Raw genomic sequence first — 23,922 nt, 5'->3', positions numbered from 1 at the left:
TCGCAGGGGTGGCGCGGAAAAGAAATCGGGGCTCAGGCTGGGTTTTCGCGGGGCCGGTGCTTAAGGCCAAACCGGTACTAGAAACAGACTCGGGGGCTAGAGGCAGGCCCGTCGCAACCTGCCCACCAAACCGTCGAAGGCGATCTGCGTGCCCACATTCTGGGTCAGCTGCTCGCGGCAATAAGAAATGGCGGTCTGGCACTCCAAGAGTCCTTCCTCACTCACCCGCTGAGCTAGCTCACTGGATAGCCCCGCGAAGTCCGGGTGCGTCATCTCCACCCGCGCACCCACCTTTGTCATCAGCGCGTCGCGATAGATTCCGGAGAGATCAACGAGCACCAAGTCGAGGCTATCGATAACCCGCCGCTTCGCCCGCTTTTTGTGTTGTTCTTGTAAGTCTTTGATGGCAGATCGGGCGTCGCGCTGCGCCTTAGCCGCCCCCTTGCCCTTCGCGCCCATGCCAAAGGCATTTTCCAGCTTGGCCAGCTCCGCTTCTTCTTCCTGCTTGTGTGATTCCTTCGCCTCCGCATCTACCAGTTTAAGAAGCGAGGTCACCGCCTGAAAGGCCTGTGATTCGTGAAAGATATACTCGGCCAAATTGATTGCCACTGCGCGGCGTTTTTGCACCGCAGGATTTGCCACCAAGTGGCGCGCCCTGCCCACGTGCCGCAGGGAGGTCACGGCGGCAAGGCGGGCATCGTGATCCGAGGCGCCTTCGCTCACCAACTGGGCGACGATATTCTCCACCGGAGGCGAGGGGATATACAGGTGCCGACACCGCGAGCGGAGGGTCAGGGAGAAGTCCTCGGGGGCATCGGATGGCGCGCACATGATAATTACGGTGCGCTCCGGCGGTTCTTCCACCGTCTTGAGCAGCGCGTTGGCACCATTGTTGTTGAGACGATCCGCGTGATTGAAGATCACGACCCGCCATGGCGCGACCGTGGGCAGGCTCGCGGCGCGCCCGATGACCTCGCGTACCGTATCCACCGGGATGATGACCTCCTGCGGGTCCACCAAGACCAGGTCCGTGTGCTGCTTAGTGCCTAGCACGGCGCGGCAGGCCTCGCATTTTCCACAGCCCGGCTCCTCCGGATTCGTGCACATGAGCGCGGCCGCAAAATCGATTGCGGCCAAGGTTCGCCCGGAACCGGGAGGGCCGGTAAAGAGCCAGGAATGGCTCATCGCGCGCGGATCTGCCCCCGGCATCCCCCGCGCTGCCCGCGCGGCGCCCAAGATAGTGTGAGCTACACCTGGGGTATCTGCCAATCGTTGCGCCACGCTTGCCGTATTCACTCGCTCTAGCCTACTGGTCTTACTACAGTAAGTAGTTATGAACAGACTATGGCGTGGCGCTCGTTGGCTTATGGGAACCCAGTGGCCGGTATACGCTGCTTTGGTCTTGGGCGCCAATATCATCGGTGCCATCGCAATCATGACCTTTATCCTCTATTTCCTCCCCATGCCGGAAATCAAGGACTTTGCCGCTGAGCTGCCTAACCTGAAGGGAGTAGCGGCGATCTACCTTATTTTTGCGGTCATCATCGGCATCGCCGCTACCCTGCTCCTCTTCCGCCCCGTGTTGGATTGGCAGCGCAACCCCGACGCACACGATCCTAATATGGTGCGCAACCTCGTGCTGCGTATTCCGGTCTATCAATCCATGGTCGCGGCCGCAGTCTGGCTCATCGGCATCATTTTGACCGTGGTTATTTCCAGCGGGCAATCCGGGCGGCTCGGGCTCGTCGTGGGTGTCTCCACCACCTTGGCTGGCCTGGTCATCATCCTTTTGACCTACCTAGAGGCAGAACGCCTAGTGCGGCCCGTCGCCGCGCAAGCCGTCGCCCGCCGCTTTGAAGATTCCACCATCGAACCACCCATCAAGTACCGCCTGTTTTCTACCTGGCTGATGACTTCTGGGGTGCCGCTGCTCGGCATCGTGTTGGTGCTTTTGGGGCAGCACACTGGGTTTTTCTCCGGCGATGCCGGCGAGATCATCCCAGCCATCGTGGCGCTCGCGCTCACCGCCCTGGCCACCGGGTGCATCGGCACCAGCTTCGCCATCATGAGCGTGGTCGATCCCATCGTGGAATTGCAGGATGCCATCAACCGCGTGCGCCGCGGCGAGGCCGATGCCGAGGTCGATATCTACGATGGCTCCGAGCTCGGCGTCCTCCAGGCCGGTTTCAATGAAATGATGCGCGGTCTACGCGAGCGTCAGCGCCTCCGCGATATCTTCGGCCGGTACGTGGGCACCGAGGTGGCCCAGCGCGCCCTCGATGAACGTCCCGAATTGGGTGGGGAAGACCGGAAGGTGGCGGTGCTGTTTATCGATGTCATCGGTTCCACCACCTTCGCGGTCAATCACACCCCCGAAGAAGTGGTCACGGAGCTCAATAAATTCTTCGAGCACGTCGTGACGGTGGTGCATCGCAATAAAGGCATCATCAATAAATTCCAGGGCGATGCCGCCCTCGCCGTCTTTGGCGCGCCGCTCAACGTGTATGACTCGACCTCGATAGCGCTGCAAGCCGCCCGCGAGCTGCGCGCAGAGTTACGCGGGCTCGAGCTGCAAGCCGGCATCGGCGTCGCCTCCGGCCACGTAGTGGCAGGCCACATCGGCGGCGCGGATCGCTTCGAATACACTGTCATCGGGGATGCCGTCAACGAGGCTGCACGCCTGACCGAAATGGCCAAAGATACCCCCGGCCAGGTCCTGACCAACGCCGCCACTTTAAAAACCGCCAACGAGGCAGAACAAGCCCGCTGGACCGTCATGAAATCTATTGAACTGCGCGGGCGCCGCCGCATGACCCAGTTGGCGCGGCCCATCCGCGCCAGCCTGGCAGAAAGGTGCGAAATCTAATGGCTACTACTCGTCTCATTGTGCCCGATACGGCACGCGGAATGGCACTTCTAGGCATCGCGATAGCGAATATGACCACCGCGTGGATCATCAGCGAGGACCGCCCAGGCGCATATTTTGGCGGCATCCTGAATGACAGCCTGCTGGATAAAATCGCGGTCGTTTTCGGCGCATTCTTCGTGCATAACCGCGGCCTGCCAATGTTTTCCACCCTGCTGGGCTTCGGCGTGGGGCTCATCGCGATGAGCCTGTGGCGGCGGGGCTTTCCGCTGCGGGAGGCACGAAGGGTCATCGCCAAGCGCTATGGCTTCCTCGCGCTTTTCGGCGCAGTGCACATGGTGTTGTTGTTTTGGGGCGATATCATGTTTGTTTACGGCATAGCGGGCATAGTCATCGCACTGCTGCTCACACTGCATAATTCCACCCTGCGCAAAATTTCCTATGGTGCGCTCGGGGTGATGACGGTGCTCGGCATCTGCACACTTATTTTCTCCGCGATTGACGGCGGCGCCGACATCCCCTTTGAAGGCATTGGCACGGCGAATTCCTTTGGTGACCTGCTGCTTAGTCAGCTTCTCACCCTGGGTGCCCAGGCCATCTCCACCCCGCTCATCATCCTGATGTACTTGCCGGTCATGCTGGTGGGTTTTGTGTGGGCGCGCGAGGGCGTGCTTGCCGATGTCCCCTCTCACCGGCCCCAACTCCTGCGCTGGGTGGCCATCGCCGCCGCCGTAACACTTATAATTGGCGTGCTGTGGTCCTTGGGTACCCTGGAGGTTATTGATCAACGCTGGGCGGACGCAGCCAATAGCGCTAATTCCACCCTCGGCGTGCTGACCGGGCCGGGAATCCTCGCCGGGCTCGCGCTTGTCTTGCAGCCCGTGCAAGAACGCCACGCGGCTGGGGCACCCGTGCCCGCGTTCTTATGGCCCTTCATTGCGCTAGGTAAGCGATCCATGAGCGGTTACGTGGCTCAGTCGATACTATTTTTCCTGCTCGTGCACCCCTTCACGCTAGACTTCGGCCACGATCTAGGGGCCTTTGGTCAAGCCGCCCTCGCCTGCGGCGTATGGGGAGTCACCGTGGTCGGTGCCTGTATATTAGAAGCGCTGGGACTGCGCGGGCCCTTCGAGGTGGTTCACCGGCGGCTATCCTATGGTCCGCGCATGCGGCCGGAGCGGAGTTTACCTAGTCAGGGCGTCAACTAGCAGGAAATGTCCGAGAGCCAAGGCTCCGGCCTCCACCGCGCCCACCGCCCTGGCCGCCTTCGCGGGCGTGGTGTGTTTCTTGTTCTTCCTCAGTATCCGCGACTTCTGCTGAGCCCCAGCAAAAGTCAGCCACGCCCGCAGCGCACTAAGGCCTTCTGCAGCGACCAAGAGGTTCGCGCCGTGGCTCACGCCCTTCGTTGCATCGGTGCGCAAACGCGGATCACCCGCCAACGCTGAGGTGGTCAACACTGCGACGCCGCCCACTGCTACCGCGGTACGGGTGGGCTGCATGCGCGATGCACTAAGTGCCGCCACCCAGGCGATGACGCGCAGGCCCCAACCGCGGGCATCGTTACGCGCGCCGCGCCGATACAGAACCCAGGAATACGCTGCGTGGCTAGCGCTAACACCGGCTACCCCAAGGAGAGACGGGTGATGCAGGCGGCGGGTCTTTTCTGCCTGGCCCACCGCGCCCACCAGCAGGGCGGTGCTCAGGGTGGGGTTGTGCGCGTCTGCTGCTAAGAGCGGCAAAAGCGGAGCGCTGGTTGCAGTGTGAGCTTTCTTCCAGCCAAAGAGGCGGGACCACACCGTGCATTCACCTAACGCCAAGTACGCGAAACGCCGCCAGCCCCGCGGGGTGCGCCGGGCTGGATCAGTGATATCAGCAAATATTTCGGACACCGCGCGGGCTAAGGCCGCGGCACCTTCCGCGGTGCGGGCAAGTACATCATTCATGCCCGACACCTTACTAATTTCTTCACTTATTTCTTCCGCGAGCCGGCCTTAACAACGTTTTTCGTGCCGGGTGAAGGCTTCGAGCTGGATTTTTTGGCCGCCTTCTTCGTGCTCTTTTTAGTTGCCTTCTTGCTGGATTTCTTGCTGGATTTCTTGCTGGACTTTTTGGTGGACTTCTTCTTCGTTTCCCCAGAGGCCTCTTTCGCACGCCGCTCGGAGAGGAGCTCATTGGCGCGGGCATCAGTAAGCTGCTCCGGATCGTCGCCGCGGCGCAGGGACGCATTCGTAGTGCCATCCGTGACGTACGGACCGAAGCGGCCATCCTTGACGGTCATGGGCTTACCCGAGACGTCATTATCGCCAAGCTGCTTGAGCGGGGGCTGTGCGGCCGCGCGGCCCCGACGCTTCGGCTCCGCATATATGCGGCGCGCCTCATCCAAGGTAATACTAAAGATCTGCTCTTCTTTAGCCAGCGAGCGCGAATCCGTGCCTTTTTTCAGGTACGGGCCATAGCGACCATTTTGAGCGGTGATCATCTCCCCGTCGTCAACGCCCACCTCGCGGGGCAGGGACAGCAACTCCAGGGCTTGGTCCAGCGTGACGGTCAGCGGTTCCATCGAGCTAAAGAGCGAGGCCGTGCCCGGCTTCAGCTTCTCATTAATGTAGTCATCGATGCGCTTTTCCTTCTGCTTCGCGGCCGTCTTGGTCTCCCAGTTCTTGGCGCGCTTGCCTTCCGCAGCGCGCTGTTTATCCTCTGCGGCACGCTCCTTGGCGACGATCTCCAATGCCTCCGCCTCGGCCTTCTCCCGCTCATCATCGCGGACAACCTCGGTGACATAGGAGCCAAAGCGGCCTTCCTTAGCCACCACCATGCGGCCATTTTTAGGGTTTTCGCCCAACTGGCGCCCACCCTGCGAGGTGGCAAAGAGCTTTTCCGCCAGCTGTTCATTCAACCCATCTGGGGTCACCGTCTCCGAAAGGTTGGCACGCTGGTATTCCACGCTGCCATCCTCGTTAGTACCGATCGCGCGCTCGATATAGGGCCCGTAGCGGCCGACGCGCACGAAAACATCGCGTCCTTCAGAATCGGTATAGAGCTTCAGCGAGTTGACCTGGCGGGCATCGATGGCCTCGAGGTTGACATCAATAAGCGATTTCAACCCACCATGCCGCGCGATTGACGCCGCCTTGTGCTCGTTGGCCTCAGCGTTGCCAAAGTAAAAGCCGTTGAGCCAGGCCGTGCCATCCTCTGTGCCGGTGGCGATCGAGTCCAGCTCATCTTCCATGGACGAAGTGAAGTCATAATCCACCAGCTCAGTGAAGTTTTCCTCCAATAGACCCACGACGGCGAAGGCCACCCATGAGGGCACCAAGGCGTTGCCGCGCGAAACAACATAGCCGCGGTCCTGGATGGTCTTAATAATGGAGGCATACGTCGAGGGGCGGCCAATGCCTAAATCCTCCATCTTCTTCACCAAGCTGGCCTCTGTATAGCGCGCCGGCGGGTTGGTGGAGTGGCCTTCTGCCGAAACCTTTTCGACCTTCAGATCGCGGCCCTCCTCCAGGTGCGGCAGGCGAGTCTCAGTCTTTTTGCTCGTATCCTCGTCCGCGCCGTATGCCTTCAAGAAGCCGGGGAAGGTAATGGTGCGCCCAGTTGCGGAGAACTCGACATCATAGGTGCCATTATCCGTGGCCGCGGTGCCAGCGACCGCCACCTTCATGGAAGTTCCCTTAGCATCGGCCATCTGCGAGGCTACGGTGCGCTTCCAAATCAGGTCATAGAGTTTAAATTCCTCGGCATCCAGTTGGCTGGAAAGCTGGCCCGGGGTGGCGAAGGACTCACCGGCGGGGCGGATAGCCTCGTGCGCCTCCTGCGAGTTTTTCACACGGCGGTCATATATACGCGGGGAATCCGCGACGTATTCTTCGCCATAAATGCTGATCGCAGAACTTCGCGCGGCATTCATGCCCTGGTGAGATAGCGAGGAAGAGTCCGTACGCATATACGTGATGTGGCCATTTTCATACAGGCGCTGCGCAATGCGCATCGTGCGCTCCGAGGTAAAGTGCAGGCGCCGACCCGCCTCCTGCTGCAGCGTCGAGGTCATAAATGGCGCATAAGGCTTACGGGTGTAGGGCTTATGCTCTACCCCGGATACAGTCATACCCGCGCCCTGCAGGGCCTTTTCCAAGGCCTCCGCCCGCGCCTGGGTGATCACGATGACGTCTTCGGTCTTCATGTTTCCGCGATCGTCGAAATCGCGGCCTAGGGCAACACGTTTGCCGTTGACGGCGGTTAAGCGTGCGTCAAAGGTCGATGGGGCCTCACCGCTGCCGGATCCTGTGTCCAAAGTGGCGAGCAGGTCCCAGTAGTTAGCGGAGATAAATTCCATGCGTTCGCGTTCGCGCTCGACGATGACCCTCGTTGCCACCGACTGCACGCGCCCGGCCGAAAGCCGCGGCATAACCTTCTTCCACAGCACCGGCGAAACCTCGTAACCATAGAGGCGGTCCAGGATGCGGCGGGTTTCTTGCGCATCGATGAGGTTATAGTCTAAGTCGCGCGTATTTCCCGCTGCCTCCAGGATGGCGGACTTGGTGATCTCATTGAAGACCATGCGACGCACCGGCACCTTGGGTTTTAAAACCTCCAATAGGTGCCAGGCAATGGCCTCGCCCTCACGGTCAGGGTCTGTTGCCAGTAGAAGGTTATCGCATTGCTTCAACTTAGATTTGAGGTCGGCGACCTTTTTCTTCTTATCCGGGCTAACGACGTAGAGCGGGGCGAAATCATCTTCCGGGTTAACGCCCAGGCGGGCCCAAGATTCTTTCTTGAACTTCGCCGGCACATCGGCAGCGCCCCGCGGGAGATCACGGATATGCCCCACGGAGGCCTCCACGATGTAGTTATCTCCCAGGTACGGCTGAATCTTCTTCGCCTTAGTTGCCGACTCCACAATCACTAAAGTTTTGCCCGGCTCGGCCGCTTCTGCCACTACGACTTCATCCCTTTCGATGATGCAAAAATTAAAATTTGTGTGCTTTCAGCAATCGCCCCTAGCGTACACAGGCGGTTGATACCGTTTACCGCACCATATACTCAGTAGCGCCAAAAGGCTGTGTAGGGGGCACTTCGCACCCCCACCGAACCGGTCTATACTGACCTCTTTAGAAAGTCCAGCAGCTATGAAAGCATTGTTGGGGACGATAGCACACCCACAACACACCCCGTGGAGGATTAGATGGTTGACACAGTAACGATGTGGATCGAAACCATCATGGGCACGGAGTGGGTTTATCCGATCGTGGGACTGCTCATCTTCGGCGACTGTTTCTTTCCAGTGCTCCCCTCTGAAATCCCGCTCAATATGGCCGGCGCGTGGTCCGGTTCACAGGGATTTCCGCACCTGCCCACCATGTTCTTTGTAGCGCTCGTAGCCGCCATGGTGGGTGATAACCTGTGCTTTTTGCTCGGTACCCGGTTTATGCCCCTGCTCAACCGCATTCAGAAAGGCTCGAGGGCCTACGAGGTCCTCACGTGGGTAAAACGCAATGTCCGCCGCGGCGGCGGCGCGGCCATTATCATTGCCCGCTTTATCCCCTCAGCCAGGCTCTTTATGACCATATTGTTGGGGTCAATGCGCTTTCCCTGGCCGGTCTTCCTCTTTTTCGACACCATTGGCGTCATGCTCTGGGTATTCCAGGCCTTGGCCATTGGCTATGTAGGTGGCCTGGCGTTCTCCGATACCCCGCTCTTTGCGGTGATCATCAGCATTATCGTCGCCATTTTCATCGGATTGGGCCTACAAAAGGCCCAAAACCGCATCGTGGAATGGTGGGATACCTCCCGCGGCTACGCTGAAACACCCTAGGGCGCTTCAGCACCCTGGAGGGTGTTAGAGAATGGAAACGGCCTGCGCCTGGTCGCCCTTCGGGCCGGATCCAACCTCGAAGCTAACCTTCTGGTTTTCTTCCAGGGTGCGGAACCCGCTGCCTTGGATTTCAGAGTAGTGAACGAAGATGTCTCCACCGCCGTCCTCGCGCTCGATGAATCCGTATCCCTTTTCGGAGTTAAACCATTTAACGGTTCCTTGTGTCATGGTGAACTGGGTTCCTTTTCTTAGATAGGTAGCGCGGAAAGCCGCGCCGGTAGTTATTCGGTAAATGGGTCCTCGAGCAGTACCGTGAGGTATAAAACCGCACCAAGACAACATTGGCCTGTCAACAGTGTGACACGTTCCATGCCAAAGCGATAGATTTAACTCACTAGGGGGTAAAAATTGTCTCACCCGGTCGGCGATAACCCCTTTGGTGACGAGCTCCTAGAACGCGTCCAACGGCGCCTTTCTGAATCGACCCTGACATTTCACACCACACTCCCGGCTCAACCGGCACGTTTCGCCGAATGGCCGGAGTGGGTGCTGCCGGGGTTGAGGGACAAGCTGGTAGAAGGGGGCATCAACAAGCTATATACACACCAGGCGAAGCTCGCCGAATGCGCCTGGCAGGGCCGCGACGCAGTTATTTCCACCGGCACCTCGTCCGGAAAATCCTTGAGCTATCAGCTGCCCATCCTCACCCGGCTAGCAGAAGACCAGACCGCGTGCGCGCTCTACCTCACCCCCACTAAGGCACTGGGATCGGACCAGCTGCATTCCGCACTCCAGCTGTGCCGCGACATCCCCGAGTTACAAAACGTGGTGCCCGCTCCCTATGACGGCGATACACCCCAAGAGTCACGGATGGGCGTGCGCGAGCATTCGCGACTGGTGTTCTCCAATCCCGATATGGTGCACATGTCCATGTTGGCCGCGCACGCGCGGTGGGCGCGGGTGCTGCGCCACTTGGAGTTCATTGTCATCGATGAATGTCACTCCTACCGGGGCGTATTCGGCGCCAATGTGGCCCTGGTGGTACGCCGCCTGCTCCGCCTGTGCAGTCATTATGGATCGCGGCCCACCATCATTTATGCCTCCGCAACGATGAATGACCCAGCGCGGCATGCCCAGCGTTTGACCGGCCGCCCGGCGCAGGCCATTACTGAGGATTGTGCACCCACCGGCGCGCGTACGGTAGCACTGTGGGAACCCGGTTTCGTGGAAGGCGCGGAGGACAAGCACGGCGCCCCCGTGCGGCGCGCGGCCACCACGGAGGCCGCCGAAATAATGGCTACCTTCATCGCGGAAGGTGCCCGTACCATGACCTTTGTGCGCTCCCGCCGCTCCGCCGAGGTCGTGGCGATGGTTACGGCCGAGATTCTCTCCGGCAGCTTCGGTCGGCCGGATTTCGCGCAGCGCATCGCCGCCTACCGCGCCGGCTACCTGGCCGAAGACCGCCGCCGGTTAGAACAGGCGCTTGATGATGCCTCCTTATTAGGCGTCGCCACCACCTCCGCCCTGGAGCTGGGCATCGACGTCGGTGGACTCGATGCCGTGGTCACCGCGGGTTTTCCGGGCACGGTAGCCAGTTTTTGGCAACAGGCCGGCCGGGCGGGCCGCCGCGGGCAGGGCTCACTGGTGGTGCTCGTCGCTCGCGATGAGCCCATGGATACCTACCTGGTGCACCACCCCGATGCGCTATTGGGAAAGCCGGTGGAAGCCAGCGTATTTAACCCGATGAACCCCTATATTCTCTTTGGTCACCTCTACTGCGCGGCGGTGGAAAAACCGCTCGATGATGCCACTATTGCTCAGTGGGGTGCGAGCGAGGTGATCGATCTGCTTGCAAAGCAGGGCCTCGTGCGCCGCCGCGAGCACGGCTGGTTTGCCGTGCCGATCCCTGCATCTAGCCCGGAAGAACTTTCCCCGGAAACCGCCCATTCGACGGTAGGGCTGCGCGGTGGTTCAGGAGAGGAGATCATGATCGTGGATGCCTCCGATGGGCGGATTTTGGGAACTATCGATGCAGCGCGCGCGACCAGCCAGGTCCACCCCGGCGCGGTCTATCTGCACCAGGGCGAAAGTTTTGTCATCGAAGATCTTCTCTTGGCCGATTATGTAGCGCTTGCCCGCCCGGCGGCCCCCGAGTATTCGACCATCCCGCGCTCCACAACGGATATTCGCATCCTGCGTAAGGCCGATAATCTCATCAATTACTCCCCGGGACTGTGGGTCGCCGATATCGCGGTAGAGGTCACCGACCGCGTCACTGGCTACCAGGTGAGGCTTGCCGATGGCACCATCGGCGACGATATCCCCCTCGATCTTCCCGAACAGCGGCTGACCACCCGCGCTGTGGCTTATACCATCGACCCTCTGGCGCTTGCTGCAATGGGCATTACCGCCGCCGATATTCCCGGTACCCTGCATGCGGCGGAGCACGCCGCCATTGGCTTATTGCCGCTTATCGCCACTTGCGACCGCTGGGATATCGGCGGCGTATCCACCGCTTTGCATGCGGATACGCAGCTTCCGACTGTCTTTGTCTACGACGGTCACCCCGGCGGCGCCGGATTTGCCGAAGAGGGATTCCGCCGCTTTCCGGAGTGGATTGCGGCCACCTTTGAGGCGGTGCGCTCCTGTGCCTGTGAAGCCGGGTGTCCTTCCTGCGTGCAATCGCCCAAGTGTGGCAATGGCAACAATCCACTGAGCAAGGAAGGCGCCATCAAGCTGCTCGGCGCACTTGTTACCATGACGCAGGAAGCTCCGGTTTAGACTGGGCCCGCCCTAGCCGTGGCGCTGTGCCCGCGCACTGTGGCGACCGCGATGATATCGGTTGCTTTTTCAATGCATGACTCGAGGCTCGCCCCGTTATCCCGTGCAGTGTTATCCGCGGCAGCACACGAATCATTGCCGGTGGCCAAGGCCCAGGCGCCGGCTACGGCGGCAAGGTCTGCGGCAACCTGCGCTTCATGGCGCGCAGTCACACGAGAACCTATCACCGCGATGACCAATAACAGGCTGGTGATGGCAACGATAATTCCGGTGGCGGCGATGGTGGCGTACCCGTCCTCGCCGCGAAGTCTGCTAGTCATAGCCGGCCACCTCTGCGGGAAAGACCGCTTCTGCGCGCATCGTGCCGATGGGAGCATCAACGCTGACCGATGCCCGAATAAGCCCCGCACTTTCCTGCACGCTCACCCGGGCATCCTCGCGCGCCGGTTGGTACTCGACTCCTATGGCATGCGACCTAGCCGCCGCGCCTGCCATGTCCACCGCCGCGATATAGGATGCCATCGTAGCGATAGCACCGATGATGCCCGCCGCTACGAGGACGAGGGAACTTAATGCCAGGGCGGCTTCGATGGTCACCGAACCATCGTCATCGACTACCGCGCGCATGATCCCTCCTTTCTTCTGCTTTGTTACGCCCGGCTAGCTCGGGGTGTTCGACAGTGCATCGGTGATAATTCCCTCAATGGCATCGACCACGCCGCCGCCTTTGATGACCATATACAGCACGCCGGCAAGCGCTGCGGCCGCGAGCGAACCCATGGCGTATTCAATCGTGCTCATTCCCTCATCGTTGCGGACAAGAGTGCGAGTGAGCTGGGAGTACTTAATGAGTAGTAAAGACATAGTAGGAATCCTTTCCAAAAAGTATGGTGGTTGGTGGTTGAGTCGAAATGGAAAATAGTGAATCTAAAAAAGCTGTGCGCCCAAGCTGATTACTACGGGCGCTAGGCCTACAACGATGAATGCTGGCAGGAAGCACACCGCCAGCGGGAGGGCAATGAACACTCCTGCGCGCTCTGCTTTAGCCGTAGCGTGGGCAGATGCTTCGGCGCGCAAAGAAGTACAGATTCGTGTGCATCCGGCGGCTATGGTGGCACCGGACTGGCCCGATAAGATGACAAGCCCCGCCACGTCCCCTAGTCCTGCATGGCCTTTCATGTGGTCCCATGCAGATTCCGTGGGCACGCCAACTCCAAGCAGCGCGGACGCCGTTTCCCACAGGTGCTGGGTATCGGCCTCTGCCGTGCGCGCGACTGCCGTAGCAGCGGCGTGCACCGTCAGGCCCGCACTCAGACAAGCTGCGAAAAGTTCGATATCCCCGGCCACGAGGAGCGGATCTGCGGTTGTAGTGGGCTGGAGTTTGCGCATCAATCCCCCGCGCACTAGTGCGCCATCGCGCTTCGGTGGGCCGGCGCGCGGGGTCTTCGCTGCATACCATGTTGTGCTCCGTGCTGTAGTCGGCCCCACCCGGCCCTTATTGGCAGGCAGCCCGACAAGCACGGCCAGCGCTAGCCAGATAAAGACCATCATGGTGCCGCCTTCCTGATGATGACGCGCGACCAGGCAAAGCCGCCGCAGGCAAGCCCCACCCCGCTGACCAGTAAGATTCCGCCCACCCCTCCGCCGAGTAAAAAGCCCAGCGAATTAGCCCCCATCGCCCCGCCCATGGCGATACCCGCAACGGGAAGGCAGGCCAAGACCGTGGCGGTAGCTTGCGGACCTTGCAACCCGGCCACAGTGGATTGGTGGTGGCGACGCAGCGCATCCATCCGGCTTTGGGCCTGTTCAAAGAGGCTTGCCACCGCGATGCCGTGCTGGGTGGATAATTCGAGCAGGTGGCCGAGCCGGGTAAGTTCTGCATCTGCATAGACGCCCGATAACGCCACGTGTGGGGGCACACCGCGGGCCGCCGCAGTAGCGGTGGATTCTAAGGCCGCGCTCATATCCCGCGGCGTCGTCGCAGGAAGGGAGTCCGCCCCGCGCGATAGCGCGCTTGCAAGAGTTGCCCCGGCGCGCAGGTCAGCGGTTACAACCCCGAGGTATCCGGCCAAGGCTTCTCGGCTGCGCCGGCGTGTGCGCGCAACCATGATGTCCTTGATATACCACGACACGCACCACGCGATGATCGCTGCCGCTACCGCAATGCTCATCCGACCGACTGAGAAAAAGACCAAGCTGCCACAAAATGCCGCGCCCAAAATGACTAGTGATCTGGGCTTTATCCGACTTTCTTTGCTCGCAAGGCGCGCCGCGCTCGAGGGCGCCGATATTATGAGGGCTGCGGCAAGCAATAAGAAACTAAGCATCTGCCTGACCCCCTGGGCCTTGGTGCGGTTCCTCCAGCAGGGAGGCGGAAAATTCCGCAAAGCCGGGCGCGGGTCCCTCGGTTGCGCTCCAAACAATACGCGGGGTTACCGGATTGCCCTCTAAGACGCCGATATGGGCGAGACGTCGACCGTGTGGGGTGCGCTCCATGGTAAGGACCACGTTGACGGCGGCCGCCAATTGTGAGTGCAGGGCGCTGCGGTCCAGGCCGCCGAGTGCCCCGAGGGCCTCCATGCGGGCGGGTACCTCAAAAAGAGAATTGGCGTGCAAGGTGCCCGCGCCGCCGTCGTGGCCCGTATTTAGCGCGGCGAGCAGATCGACTACTTCCGGGCCGCGGATCTCGCCGACGACAATGCGGTCTGGACGCATCCGCAACGCCTGCCGCAGCAAGTGCGCCATGGTAATTTCCCCACTACCTTCCGCGTTCGCCCGGCGCGAAATAATGCTCACGCAATGCGGGTGATGGGGTGATAGCTCCGCCGTATCCTCGATGACCACGATGCGCTCCCGCTCGGATACGGCCCCCAACAGCGCTGAGAGCAGCGTTGTCTTGCCAGAACCGGTACCACCGATAACGAGGAAAGACACTCGCTTGTCCACCATCGCGGCAAGCAGTTGGCCGATGTCTTCGGGTACCGTGCCATTGGCCACCAACTGTGGCAGGGTGGTTTGCGCCTGCCGCAATACGCGCAGGCTAATACACGTCCCGCCTACTGCGGGTGGACTTAAAAGGGCATGCACGCGCAGCACGACGCCATCTGGGCGTGTCACGCGGCCATCGGCAAAAGGCTGGGCATCATCGAGCCGTGTGCCTGAGACCGCGGCCAGGCGGGCGGCTAACTGGCGCACCTCCGCATCGTTGCGAAAGGTAATATCGCTGCGTTCTAACCCCTCACCGCGGTCCATAAAAACATCCTCGGGGCCATTAACCACGACATCGGTTACTCCCTGCCGGGCCAATAAACTATCCAGTGGCCCCATGCCGGTCGCATCCTGGCGCAAGCGCCGGAGCAGATCCACTACGGCGACATCGCTGATGACTCCGGCTTCCTCGCGAATCCGCCGGGCCAAAGTGGAGGCGTCGTGGACCAGATTCGGTTCGGCGGCAATAACACGTTGCATCTTTTCTATGGTCTTTTCCATGGTCTCAGCCGAGCTTTCCATCGCCTCGCTCATACCCCTACCTCCTCGCGCACAGCACGGGCGGTTTTGGACAATGCTGCGGGAAGCCTGGCTGGTAAGCCGCCTATCTCAATGCTGCGGGTCAGCCCACGCACGGTAGGCAATTGGGCACTGACCCGGTGATGGATGATGTCTTCTATCTCAGGCGCGCTCAGCGCTGCCCACTGACGTTGGCGCAGGACTACCACGATGTCTCGCCGGGCTTCATCCAGGCGCAGAATGAGTTGTGCGGCTGCCGCTGCCGAGCGCACCTCCGCGGCCACCACCAGCACCACGTGTGTGCAGGTCGCCGGGATATTTTCCGCCGTGCAATCCACAATGCACAGGCCTTCGCCGGCATGCGCCGCAGAGGTGGCCGCCGCCACTAGCGTGGCGTCTAGCTTAAAGGTGTCTTTGACCGTGCTGCGCGCTGCGGATAGGACCGCTATGCCATCTGCGGTGGATGGCAAGGCACGGTAGAGATCGGCGGCATCGATGCTGCCATCGCCAATGTTGAGGTCCGGCCAGCGGGCACCTGGTGATGTTTCCACACCGAGGAGGAGATCGAGTCCGCCGGAGTGCGCGGTGGCATCGATAAGCAGCGCCCGCGACTGCTCTCCAGCCATGCAGTGGGAACGTGCCAGAGCAGCGGCAAAGGTAGAGGCCCCTACCCCACCACTGGCACCGACCACCGCGATGGTGGCGGCACCGGGGCGCTCTTCTGGCGGATGCGCAGCCTGAGCAATTGCCTCCAGCAAGTCTTTAATTTCCGCGGGAATAATAAAGGCACGCTCCGCATGGCAGGCAAGCGCCGCTTCATAATCGATGGGCCCTGGGTCCGCGGCGAGGAACAGCACCGGAATGGGCGCAGTCTGTCCGGCCTGGGCCGAGGCGATAACACGCGCCATGAGCGCATCAACCAAGATCGTATAGGCCCTGGCAAGGCTGCGCGGAATATCGCGGGGATCGGTTACCGTGATGACCTGGTAGTTGGTCGCGGCGGCCGCATGAACCGCCTCGGCGCGCAGGGATTCCTCGCCTATGGCGACGACGATGGTGGAGCGAGAGTGTGCTGTATTCATGCCCCCTAGCCTGAACCATCCGCGCCAACTACACTAGGGACGAGTCCTCCCGCCTGTGGATAAGTGCGCACAAGCCACCACTTAGCACTGAATTAGTTGCAATTTTCAACAAAACATTGTGGATAACTGTGGATAAAAGGTGACGGCCCGCGCATCGGGGGGGTGCGCGCGGGCCGTCAGTAACCCGGCCTCGGGGGGCGAGCCGGGGCAGGCCGCACGGTATATCGGGGCCTTGCACCGATAATTATGACACGTTCATTACCCGATCACAACAGCTAGGGGAAATATCCTACCCGCACGGCGCTAAAGAGCACCGAATGGATGTTCACCATTCACCTAGCATGGTGGCGTACGGTTAGGCCGCGCGGGCAATGGCATCGGCTTCTCTACCGCCTACCGCCCAGGCGGCGAGATGGAAAAGCACCACCTCGCCAGGCCTATCGCGGTAGTTCGCGCGGCACTGGTGGTAGGCCTTGGAGTGACGATGAAAATACACCTCTGGCACGGCAAACCCGCGGGGATCAAAGCCGGTGTGCATGGCGGCAAGGCGGGCCGCAACGCGCGCCACCACACCGCTGCGTGGGCCAAAGAATTGGCCGACCGCGATTTCGGCGTGCACGACGCTCGGTAAAAGATCGCGGAATGCAGGACCACTACCCTGCGCAATCAGGCACGCGAGGCCCTGCAAGCGCGCAGTATCACCGGTGGGAATCCCGGTCCCGCCGGCAGCAACGTCGATGCGCGCGAACACTTGCAGGGGCGCGCGGGCAAAGGTACGGACGGTGGAATCGACCACCTCAGGTGCCGCCATAGAGTACGCGCTGACCGCGCCGGCCAGCGGCCCGCTTTTCACATCGCCCGGGCCAGGATGTGGGGGGATGGCATGCCCATCCAAGGCAACACTGGCGCGCGCCCCGCGCATCAAAGACTCCGCAGAGATGATCTCGTACCTACGCAACCCGGCCGGTCTGCGGTGGGCGCGCGCAATGGCAGCCGCAGCTTTTCCCGCACTTTCTTGCACCCCGGGAAGGCGAAACAACGGAGACAACACGTCATTTTCTGACATATATATTAGGATAGCCCTAAACGCCCAGAGCCCCGCAGGCCCCCTTGCGTTGGCATGGCATCATAAAACCACGCTGTTTCCATTACAATTGGGGCCGTAGCAAGGTTTAGATCAAAACGAGGAGAATTAATCGTGAGCAACGATGGATTATTTACTGACGGCACCGATCAATTCGCACCAAAGGTTAATTCGATTCCTTTGAGCGATGTTGATGCATCGTCCTCCGAAACCTCCATCGGCAAGTTGGTCTCCAATGCCACCGAGCAGATGTCCCAGCTCGTGCGCTCTGAGGTCGAGCTGGCCAAGACGGAGCTAGCGCAGTCCGCAAAAAAGGGTGGCATCGGCGCTGGCTTCTTCGGTGCAGCCGGCATCATCGCTTTGTACAGCTCCTTTTTCTTTTTCTTCTTCCTCGCTGAGCTCCTCGCCGTCTGGCTGGAGCGCTGGGCTGCCTTCTTAATCGTTTTCCTCGTGATGATCGTGGCAGCCGGTGCCCTTGCCCTGCTAGGCCTCAAGAACGTCAAGAAAATTAAGGCGCCGCAGAAGACCATTGATTCCACCAAGGAACTCAAAAACCTGATTCCAGGCAAGGCACAAAAATCGCTGGACCGGAAGGACACTCACGGCCTGTACACCTAAACTGGACGCACCACTAAATCCGCCTCAGCTTTTCCTTGGGCGGATTTTCTGCACACATAGAAAGGCGCATAGTCCTCCATGGGCTTAACACCACTTCCTCCCTCAACAGTCGAGCTAGAAGGGCCATTCGCGCACGAGTTTATCTACACCCGGGGCATCCGCCTACACGTGGCCATAGCGGGTGATAGCGCAGATCCCCTCGTTGCGTTTATTCACGGCGCTTTTGGCGGCTGGTTCGATTTTCAGGAAGTCATCGCGCCGCTCGCCCAGTGCGGGTACCACGTCGCCGCGCTAGATATGCGCGGCTTCGGCATGTCCGATAAGCCACCCATCGATCCCGGCCAGGATATCCGCACCTTGGTCGGGGATCTCGATGGCCTCATCCAGGCGTTGGGGCACGATAATGCCTATATCGTTGGCGCCGATACCGGTGGCGCAGTGGCGTGGTGCCTGGCAGCCGAACGCCCCAATCGGGTGCGCGGCTTGGTCTCCGTCTCGGCCGCACATCCCGTAGATATCCGCCGCGCCATCGCCGCCCGACCCTGGGATTTTGGGTGGATGATCCTGCGTTCCCTCCTCTGCCACATGCCAAGGGTCACCCGCGCAAATACCCTGTTACTCAGCCCCCGGGCCTACCGCAAGGAGCTCAGCCTGGATACGGGCCCCGCGCTTGCCGATGCCGCCATAGAGTCCATCCTTGCCCTGCGCCTGCGCGCCTCCCGGATTGGCAAGGTGCGCCGCGGAATCCTGTGGAACCACCGAATGCGCACCGCCGTGGTTCCCTTGAACTGGTCCGAATTAGAAGTCAAGCGTCCCGTCCTTTTCATTCACGCCCAACAACGCTTGTGGAACCCCGTCATCCAGCGGGCTGCCCTCCGCGCGAGCGCTGGTTTTAGCGCCACCTCGATTCCAGGCACCAAAAACCTGCCCTTCCTTGAGGCCCCCGAGAAGTTCATCGACGAACTGCGCCGATGGCTCGACGCATAGGGCGGATTGCCCTACGCGGATTCAATACGGAGGCTAGTGCGCCACGCACTCGCCCGTTTCTACTGGAAGCGTCAGTTGGGTCACATCTCCGATCTGGCCAATTACCTCGTCAGCGGTCAGCGCGTATCCAGTCCCAGAATCGTCCACTGAGGCGCCAAAGATGACGCCTAAAACCTCGCCTGCGGTATTGACTAAGGGGCCGCCGGAATTTCCCTGTTGGATATTGCCGCGCACAATATAGGAATCGCGCTCGACCCGGCCTTGGGAGTAAATGTCTGGTCCCGCAATGGTGATGCGATCGCGTACGCGGGCCATCTCCGCATTAAAAGGCCCAGAGTGTGGAAAACCCATAACCATGGCATCATCGCCGGTCTGGGCCGGCCGCTGCGCCCATGGCAGGGGCTGGATGTTTAGATCCGGCGCGTGCAGGACGGCGATATCGACCTCTGGGTTGTAGTAGACCACCGTGGCATCTTTCAGTCCGAGCTTCGTATCCAACTTCACCCTTTGGGTGCCGGCTACGACGTGGGCATTGGTGACCACATAGTCATTGTCCACCACAAAACCGGAACCCATGAGGCGGCGGGAACATACTTCGGCGTCGCCAAGCACATGAATGATGGACGGGCGCATTCTGTGCACCAGCTCCGGGTCCTGTACGTTCGGGGCTGGCTCTTCGACATCCTCGCCGCTGATAGGTTTTTCCCACGGCGAGACCAAGGGCGGAAGCCCCGATTCATTCAGCATTGCCGCCACACCATTGGGAAGAGAAGCCAGACGCGGCGGGGCAGCGGCGTTGAGGTTACTCAGGATGCGGGAATCGCGCAGCACCTGCCCTGCGGATCCACCCAAATTGGTGGCTACGGGAATGGAAATCATCCATATAACGATGAGGGCAATGAAGAACTGGAACACCGCGCCAAACAGAGAATCTATCCGCTGGGTACTGCGGGCCTTCATGCGGTCACGCACGCTCGTACCCAAGGAAGAACCAATTATTTGCCCAATGCCCACCAGCAAAACCAAAATTCCGACGAGCAGTAGCAGGCGTAGCGAAGGCTCGTCCACTGTGCGCAATACGCGCGGCGCTACGGCGATGCCCGCCACGAGGCCCGCGGCCACACCGATGGCAGAGAGCACTGCGGCGAGCGCACCATTGCGCCAACCACTGAGCAATGCTGCTACCACGGCAAGCACAATCAGGCCGTCAACAATGAGCGCAGCAGTCATGGCTTTGGTTCTTTCTCTATCGAAGTTTCGTACGTCCCCCGGCGCCTTAAGCGCGCGGGCAATTAAGACATCTTCTCATTATTGCGGGACTTTTTGAGGGTGTCACGCAGGTCTAAGACCGAATTGTTATTCCACGGTACGCTCCACCCAGAATGATCCAATAATGCTGCCAGCACCCCGGCAGTAAAACCCCAAATCACGTAGCCATTGGCATAAAACGCCGGGCCCTGCCATTGTTTGAAACCCACCAGCAGGCGGTTGCGGGGGTCAATGAGCTCCTTGATCGGGACGAAAAACACATCATCGGTCTCCGCCGGGCTAGCGGGGTAGACCTCACCCGGCTGGTGCCAATGCGCCAAGATGGGGCTTACCGGATTACCCGTGGCACGAATATGCAACTGCTTCCACTGCTCTAGGGGTGTAACGGAATGGCGCTGCAGGTCGGTTTCTTCCCATGCCTCCCGCAGCGCAGTATCGACCAGCGATGTATCCCCCGGATCCCGCCGGCCGCCAGGAAAGGCAATTTGGCCGGAATGCGAGCGCATGGACGGCGAGCGGTGCGTGAGCAAAATTTCACCATCCTCCATGCTCTGCCCGTTCAATAGCATCAGCACCGCAGCTTCCCGCTTGGTTGGCACCTCTTCCTCCGTGCCATTAAGCTGCGATGCTTGCCGCTGCCCTATAAGCTCCTGCACTTGACTTACATCAACGCCGAGCGCGGGTTTTATCCAGTCGGGTGCGCACTCAGGGCATAACTCACTCATCCAGCAAGCGCCTCCTTGACCGTCTTTTCAATCTCGGCCGCAGAGGTAAACGGCTGGGCCGCCTGCTTTAGCACTTCCCCATCGCGGAAAATGACGGTCACAGGAACCACGCCTGGCAGGCCTAGCGCGCCAGCAAAACTATTATGTGAGTCTTGGAAGCTCGGCAGATCTACTCCCACATCGTTGAGAAAAGCAGCCCCGTTGGCGGCATTTTTATCCGCGTGGATCCCAATGACCTTCCATTCTGGATGAGACTTTGCCACCTCATCAAAGTAGGGTAATTCTGCGCGGCACGGCTCGCACCACCACGCCCATACATTGGCGATGGTAATGCCCGCATCCGTATGGTTCCCTTCACCAGCGCCCACGTCACCTGTGTCAGTGCCACCCAGGCACTCCAAATCCACTCCAGCGATGGGGCCCGCGGGGCAATCCGGGCGATCGGCTATCCCCTGGCCGGCCGCATTGCCGGACGCGGCACCGCCTGCGCCGGTATCATCGCCACGCAGCTGCATTACTCCCATTACCACGAGGACAGCAGTGATAATGGCCGCAATGACGGTGCCGAAGACGTATTTTTTCATACCGCTAGCCTAATGCAGCCGGGCACAGATCCCGCACCACGCAATTCCCGCACTCTGGGTTTCGGGCATGGCAGATTCGCCGGCCGTGAAAAATTACCCGGTGAGAAAAAACCGTCCACTCGGGTTTTACAATGAGCTTGGCAATATCCCTTTCTATCTTCACCGGCGTCTTTTCCCTCGTCAGCTCAAGGCGCTGCATCAGGCGGCTGAAGTGCGTATCCACTGTAAGGCCCGGTACCCCAAAGGCATCACCCAGAACCACCAACGCTGACTTGCGGCCGACCCCGGGCAGGGAGGTAAGTTCCTGCACGGTCTGTGGCACCTCGCCATCGAATTCAGAGACTAGGCGCTCGCCTATGCCCATGAGATACCCCGCCTTTGCCCGCTGAAACCCCAGCGGGCGCAGGATGGCTTCCAAATCCTCCCGCCGGGACGCCGCATAATCGGCGGCGGTGGGATAGGTGTGGAAAAGCTCAGGAGTAACCGAGTTCACGCGCGCATCCGTACACTGCGCGGAGAGCACCGTGGCGACTAAGAGCTGAAGGGGAGAATCAAAATCGAGTTCGCACTGCGCATCGGGGTGTTCGCGTGCCAATCTTTCATTAATGACAGGCGCTCGCGTGCTCGGAGCCACGGTTTTGGGCGGTGATGAACTCATGCCGCCAAGCATAGTAGGATGGGAATACATGATTTCACTTGTTATTTTTGTTCCGCTTGGCATCGCCCTTTTTGCCCTCCTAATGGAAAAACTGGAAGCGATTGTCTTCGGGGATTAGCCAGAAAACCGCTGGCTGTAAACCTAAAAGGCTGAAACTTTCCCATTTCTGTCGTGTGACTATTATTGAGGCAGTGCGCAAAAGTGACGAACTACACTGTAATATGGGGTACGCTAAAAATTACCCCGCTGGTTCCGCATAAGCGTGCCTCTCTAGAGCTCGCACAAGGATGTGGGCCAAGCACTTAAATGACGTCTCGCAGTCGACATCCAAGGAGTAAAACGTGGAAGGCGTACAGGACACCCTCTCCCGCGCCGGAATCTTCCAAGGCGTTGATCCCGTAGCAGTGCAAAATCTTCTCGAGCAGATGGAAACAGTGCGCTTCCCGCGCGGTACTACCATCTTCGATGAAGGCGAGCCTGGTGACCGCTTATACATCATTACCTCCGGCAAGATTAAGCTCGCCCGCCACGCCCCGGATGGCCGCGAGAACCTTCTAACCGTCATGGGTCCCTCCGATATGTTCGGCGAACTCTCTATCTTCGACCCGGGCCCACGCACCTCATCCGCTGTCTGCGTGACCGAGGTTCAGGCCGCCACGATGAACTCCGAGCTGCTGGACAAGTGGGTCAGCGATCACCCTGCCATCGCCCAGCAGCTACTGCGCGTGCTAGCGCGCCGCCTGCGCCGCACCAACGCCAACTTGGCGGACCTCATCTTCACCGACGTACCCGGCCGAGTTGCCAAAACCCTGCTGCAGCTGGCTAACCGCTTCGGCGTACAGGAAGGCAGCGCACTGCGCGTCAACCACGATCTCACCCAGGAAGAGATTGCCCAGCTGGTCGGTGCTTCCCGTGAGACCGTAAACAAGGCCCTGGCCACCTTCGCCCACCGCGGCTGGATTCGCCTCGAGGGCAAGTCCGTGCTCATCATCGATACCGAACACCTCGCCCGCCGCGCACGCTAAATAAAAATCCCTCCAGCCCATGCATAGCGTCAAGGGCGGAGGGAATAAGCGTTTAGCCAGCGACTTACCGGGCGCCGAGCTAGCTGCCGGTGCCGTCAGCTATCGGTACCGTCGAGATACTTCAACGCCGTACGCGTAGATTGCTCGGCAGCATGGCGCAGCACCGGATCTACATCGTCATACATTTCATTGACCAAGGTGGTCAGATCCACGTCTTCACCCAGCCGGGCACGGATCTTTCGAATCTGGTCCAAGCGGTAATGGCGTCGGTCAATGTATTTGCGCGCCACCTGCGAGGTATCTTCCAAATCGGGCCCGTGGCCCGGAAAGAGCGTAACATCCTTGCCGCGGGTTTCTAGGATGTCCAAGGCGTGGAGATAATCGGCCAAATCGCCGTCCGTCTCTGAGAGCAAAACGGTGTGGCGCCCCGCGATGGTATCGCCGCTGACGATGCCTTCTAGCCGGGAATTGTCCACCTCCCCGCTCCACACAAAAAAGGACGTGGAGTCCGCGGTGTGACCCGGTGTGTGCACAACCTCCAGCTGTGGAGTAACGCCTTCCAAGGTCAGGATTTCACCTTTCTGCAAAGCCTCCGCGCCATTGCAATAGTTGAGATCGAAAGCGCGAATGGGCGCGCCGGTCATCTGTCGAAGTCGTTGCGCGCCCGAGGCATGGTCATCGTGACGGTGGGTAAGCAGAATTAACGCCACCTCCCCGGCATGGCGATGCACAACGTTGAGGTGGCCTTCATCCTCCGGCCCCGGGTCTACGACGATCGACCGAGAGTCTTCAGCGGCACTAATAATCCAGGTATTCGTACCCTCGAGGGCGGTATAGCTGGGATTATCACAAAGAACTACGCCAACGGATTGGCTTACGGGACGCAATTGACTATATGCGGGGTGCTCCATGCCTACCAGC

Annotated in this window: 25 protein-coding genes; 8 read left to right on the top strand and 17 right to left on the bottom strand. The window is 60.1% G+C overall.

Annotated elements, in window-relative coordinates; genetic code table 11:
• Nucleotides 1-96: 96 nt before the first annotated feature.
• Nucleotides 97-1,296, bottom strand: coding sequence for a DNA polymerase III subunit delta' (locus D9V82_RS04870; RefSeq protein ID WP_121911301.1), 1,200 nt, complete (start codon nt 1,294-1,296; stop codon nt 97-99).
• Between the two features lie 37 nt (nt 1,297-1,333).
• On the opposite strand from D9V82_RS04870, the gene D9V82_RS04865 reads away from it, so the two are divergent.
• Complete coding sequence (locus D9V82_RS04865) at nt 1,334-2,866, top strand: adenylate/guanylate cyclase domain-containing protein (RefSeq protein ID WP_121911299.1); 1,533 nt, start codon at nt 1,334-1,336, stop codon at nt 2,864-2,866.
• Nucleotides 2,866-4,074: a DUF418 domain-containing protein gene (locus D9V82_RS04860; RefSeq protein WP_121911297.1), complete on the top strand. Its 1,209-nt coding sequence runs from the start codon at nt 2,866-2,868 to the stop codon at nt 4,072-4,074. Before D9V82_RS04865 ends, D9V82_RS04860 begins: the two co-directional genes overlap by 1 nt.
• Here the strand turns inward: D9V82_RS04860 and D9V82_RS04855 are convergent.
• A complete protein-coding gene (locus D9V82_RS04855) occupies nt 4,051-4,809 on the bottom strand; it encodes a hypothetical protein (RefSeq protein ID WP_121911295.1) in 759 nt (252 codons plus the stop codon). The genes D9V82_RS04860 and D9V82_RS04855 overlap by 24 nt on opposite strands.
• 26 nt (nt 4,810-4,835) lie before the next feature.
• Nucleotides 4,836-7,805 carry a type I DNA topoisomerase gene (topA, locus tag D9V82_RS04850; RefSeq protein WP_121911293.1) on the bottom strand — a complete coding sequence of 990 codons (2,970 nt, stop codon included), beginning with the start codon at nt 7,803-7,805 and terminating at the stop codon, nt 4,836-4,838.
• Nucleotides 7,806-8,051: 246 nt separating this feature from the next.
• Here topA and D9V82_RS04845 point away from each other — a divergent pair, with 246 nt between their 5' ends.
• Nucleotides 8,052-8,681, top strand: coding sequence for a DedA family protein (locus D9V82_RS04845; RefSeq protein ID WP_121911291.1), 630 nt, complete (start codon nt 8,052-8,054; stop codon nt 8,679-8,681).
• 24 nt (nt 8,682-8,705) lie between these two features.
• Here the strand turns inward: D9V82_RS04845 and D9V82_RS04840 are convergent, their stop codons facing one another.
• The gene (locus D9V82_RS04840; protein ID WP_005276524.1) at nt 8,706-8,909 is read right to left on the bottom strand and encodes a cold-shock protein; all 204 of its coding nucleotides are present in this window, start codon (nt 8,907-8,909) and stop codon (nt 8,706-8,708) included.
• A gap of 180 nt (nt 8,910-9,089) precedes the next feature.
• Between D9V82_RS04840 and D9V82_RS04835 the strand changes: the two genes are divergently transcribed.
• Nucleotides 9,090-11,462 (top strand): DEAD/DEAH box helicase, encoded by a 2,373-nt coding sequence (locus D9V82_RS04835; RefSeq protein WP_121911289.1) that lies wholly within the window; start codon nt 9,090-9,092, stop codon nt 11,460-11,462.
• Here the strand turns inward: D9V82_RS04835 and D9V82_RS04830 are convergent.
• The 8 genes from D9V82_RS04830 to D9V82_RS04795 all read right to left on the bottom strand — a co-directional run bounded on the left by D9V82_RS04830 (nt 11,459) and on the right by D9V82_RS04795 (nt 17,123).
• The gene (locus D9V82_RS04830) at nt 11,459-11,782 is read right to left on the bottom strand and encodes an Rv3654c family TadE-like protein (RefSeq protein ID WP_121911287.1); all 324 of its coding nucleotides are present in this window, start codon (nt 11,780-11,782) and stop codon (nt 11,459-11,461) included. The two genes, D9V82_RS04835 and D9V82_RS04830, sit on opposite strands and share 4 nt — an antisense overlap.
• The gene (locus D9V82_RS04825) at nt 11,775-12,089 is read right to left on the bottom strand and encodes a hypothetical protein (RefSeq protein ID WP_121911286.1); all 315 of its coding nucleotides are present in this window, start codon (nt 12,087-12,089) and stop codon (nt 11,775-11,777) included. Before D9V82_RS04825 ends, D9V82_RS04830 begins: the two co-directional genes overlap by 8 nt.
• A 33-nt stretch (nt 12,090-12,122) precedes the next feature.
• A complete protein-coding gene (locus D9V82_RS04820) occupies nt 12,123-12,326 on the bottom strand; it encodes a DUF4244 domain-containing protein (RefSeq protein WP_121911284.1) in 204 nt (67 codons plus the stop codon).
• A gap of 63 nt (nt 12,327-12,389) precedes the next feature.
• The gene (locus tag D9V82_RS04815; RefSeq protein ID WP_121911282.1) at nt 12,390-13,013 is read right to left on the bottom strand and encodes a type II secretion system F family protein; all 624 of its coding nucleotides are present in this window, start codon (nt 13,011-13,013) and stop codon (nt 12,390-12,392) included.
• Nucleotides 13,010-13,633: a type II secretion system F family protein gene (locus tag D9V82_RS04810; RefSeq protein WP_234457964.1), complete on the bottom strand. Its 624-nt coding sequence runs from the start codon at nt 13,631-13,633 to the stop codon at nt 13,010-13,012. The genes D9V82_RS04815 and D9V82_RS04810 overlap by 4 nt, the downstream gene beginning before the upstream one ends.
• A gap of 148 nt (nt 13,634-13,781) precedes the next feature.
• A complete protein-coding gene (locus tag D9V82_RS04805; protein WP_121911278.1) occupies nt 13,782-14,984 on the bottom strand; it encodes a TadA family conjugal transfer-associated ATPase in 1,203 nt (400 codons plus the stop codon).
• Nucleotides 14,981-16,051 (bottom strand): septum site-determining protein Ssd, encoded by a 1,071-nt coding sequence (ssd, locus tag D9V82_RS04800; protein ID WP_121911276.1) that lies wholly within the window; start codon nt 16,049-16,051, stop codon nt 14,981-14,983. Before ssd ends, D9V82_RS04805 begins: the two co-directional genes overlap by 4 nt.
• Before the next feature lie 355 nt (nt 16,052-16,406).
• On the bottom strand, nt 16,407-17,123 hold the full coding sequence (locus D9V82_RS04795; protein WP_121911275.1) for an oxidoreductase: 717 nt from the start codon (nt 17,121-17,123) through the stop codon (nt 16,407-16,409).
• Nucleotides 17,124-17,249: 126 nt separating this feature from the next.
• Here D9V82_RS04795 and D9V82_RS04790 point away from each other — a divergent pair, with 126 nt between their 5' ends.
• The gene (locus D9V82_RS04790; protein WP_121911273.1) at nt 17,250-17,753 is read left to right on the top strand and encodes a phage holin family protein; all 504 of its coding nucleotides are present in this window, start codon (nt 17,250-17,252) and stop codon (nt 17,751-17,753) included.
• Nucleotides 17,754-17,831: 78 nt separating this feature from the next.
• Nucleotides 17,832-18,740, top strand: coding sequence for an alpha/beta fold hydrolase (locus tag D9V82_RS04785; protein ID WP_121911271.1), 909 nt, complete (start codon nt 17,832-17,834; stop codon nt 18,738-18,740).
• Between the two features lie 33 nt (nt 18,741-18,773).
• Here D9V82_RS04785 and D9V82_RS04780 read toward each other — a convergent pair whose 3' ends face one another.
• From D9V82_RS04780 to nth, 4 genes are all read right to left on the bottom strand, one after another.
• Nucleotides 18,774-19,970, bottom strand: coding sequence for a MarP family serine protease (locus tag D9V82_RS04780; RefSeq protein ID WP_121911269.1), 1,197 nt, complete (start codon nt 19,968-19,970; stop codon nt 18,774-18,776).
• Nucleotides 19,971-20,032: 62 nt separating this feature from the next.
• Nucleotides 20,033-20,734 (bottom strand): NUDIX hydrolase, encoded by a 702-nt coding sequence (locus D9V82_RS04775; protein WP_121911267.1) that lies wholly within the window; start codon nt 20,732-20,734, stop codon nt 20,033-20,035.
• Entirely contained in the window at nt 20,731-21,318 is a 588-nt protein-coding gene (locus D9V82_RS04770; RefSeq protein WP_121911265.1) for a TlpA family protein disulfide reductase, read from the bottom strand. The genes D9V82_RS04775 and D9V82_RS04770 overlap by 4 nt, the downstream gene beginning before the upstream one ends.
• Nucleotides 21,319-21,322: 4 nt before the next feature.
• Nucleotides 21,323-21,976 carry an endonuclease III gene (nth, locus tag D9V82_RS04765; protein WP_167449730.1) on the bottom strand — a complete coding sequence of 218 codons (654 nt, stop codon included), beginning with the start codon at nt 21,974-21,976 and terminating at the stop codon, nt 21,323-21,325.
• Between nth and D9V82_RS12180 the strand changes: the two genes are divergently transcribed.
• Nucleotides 21,924-22,094, top strand: coding sequence for a hypothetical protein (locus tag D9V82_RS12180; protein ID WP_167449729.1), 171 nt, complete (start codon nt 21,924-21,926; stop codon nt 22,092-22,094). The genes nth and D9V82_RS12180 overlap by 53 nt on opposite strands.
• Before the next feature lie 223 nt (nt 22,095-22,317).
• The gene (gene glxR / locus D9V82_RS04760; RefSeq protein WP_121911263.1) at nt 22,318-23,001 is read left to right on the top strand and encodes a CRP-like cAMP-activated global transcriptional regulator GlxR; all 684 of its coding nucleotides are present in this window, start codon (nt 22,318-22,320) and stop codon (nt 22,999-23,001) included.
• Nucleotides 23,002-23,096: 95 nt separating this feature from the next.
• Here glxR and D9V82_RS04755 read toward each other — a convergent pair whose 3' ends face one another.
• Nucleotides 23,097-23,912: an MBL fold metallo-hydrolase gene (locus D9V82_RS04755; RefSeq protein ID WP_121911262.1), complete on the bottom strand. Its 816-nt coding sequence runs from the start codon at nt 23,910-23,912 to the stop codon at nt 23,097-23,099.
• Nucleotides 23,913-23,922 lie beyond the last annotated feature (10 nt).

It is taken from the genome of Corynebacterium macginleyi (assembly GCF_003688935.1).
Classification (GTDB): Bacteria; Actinomycetota; Actinomycetes; order Mycobacteriales; family Mycobacteriaceae; genus Corynebacterium; species Corynebacterium macginleyi.
This window is presented reverse-complemented; position numbering and strand designations above follow the sequence as displayed.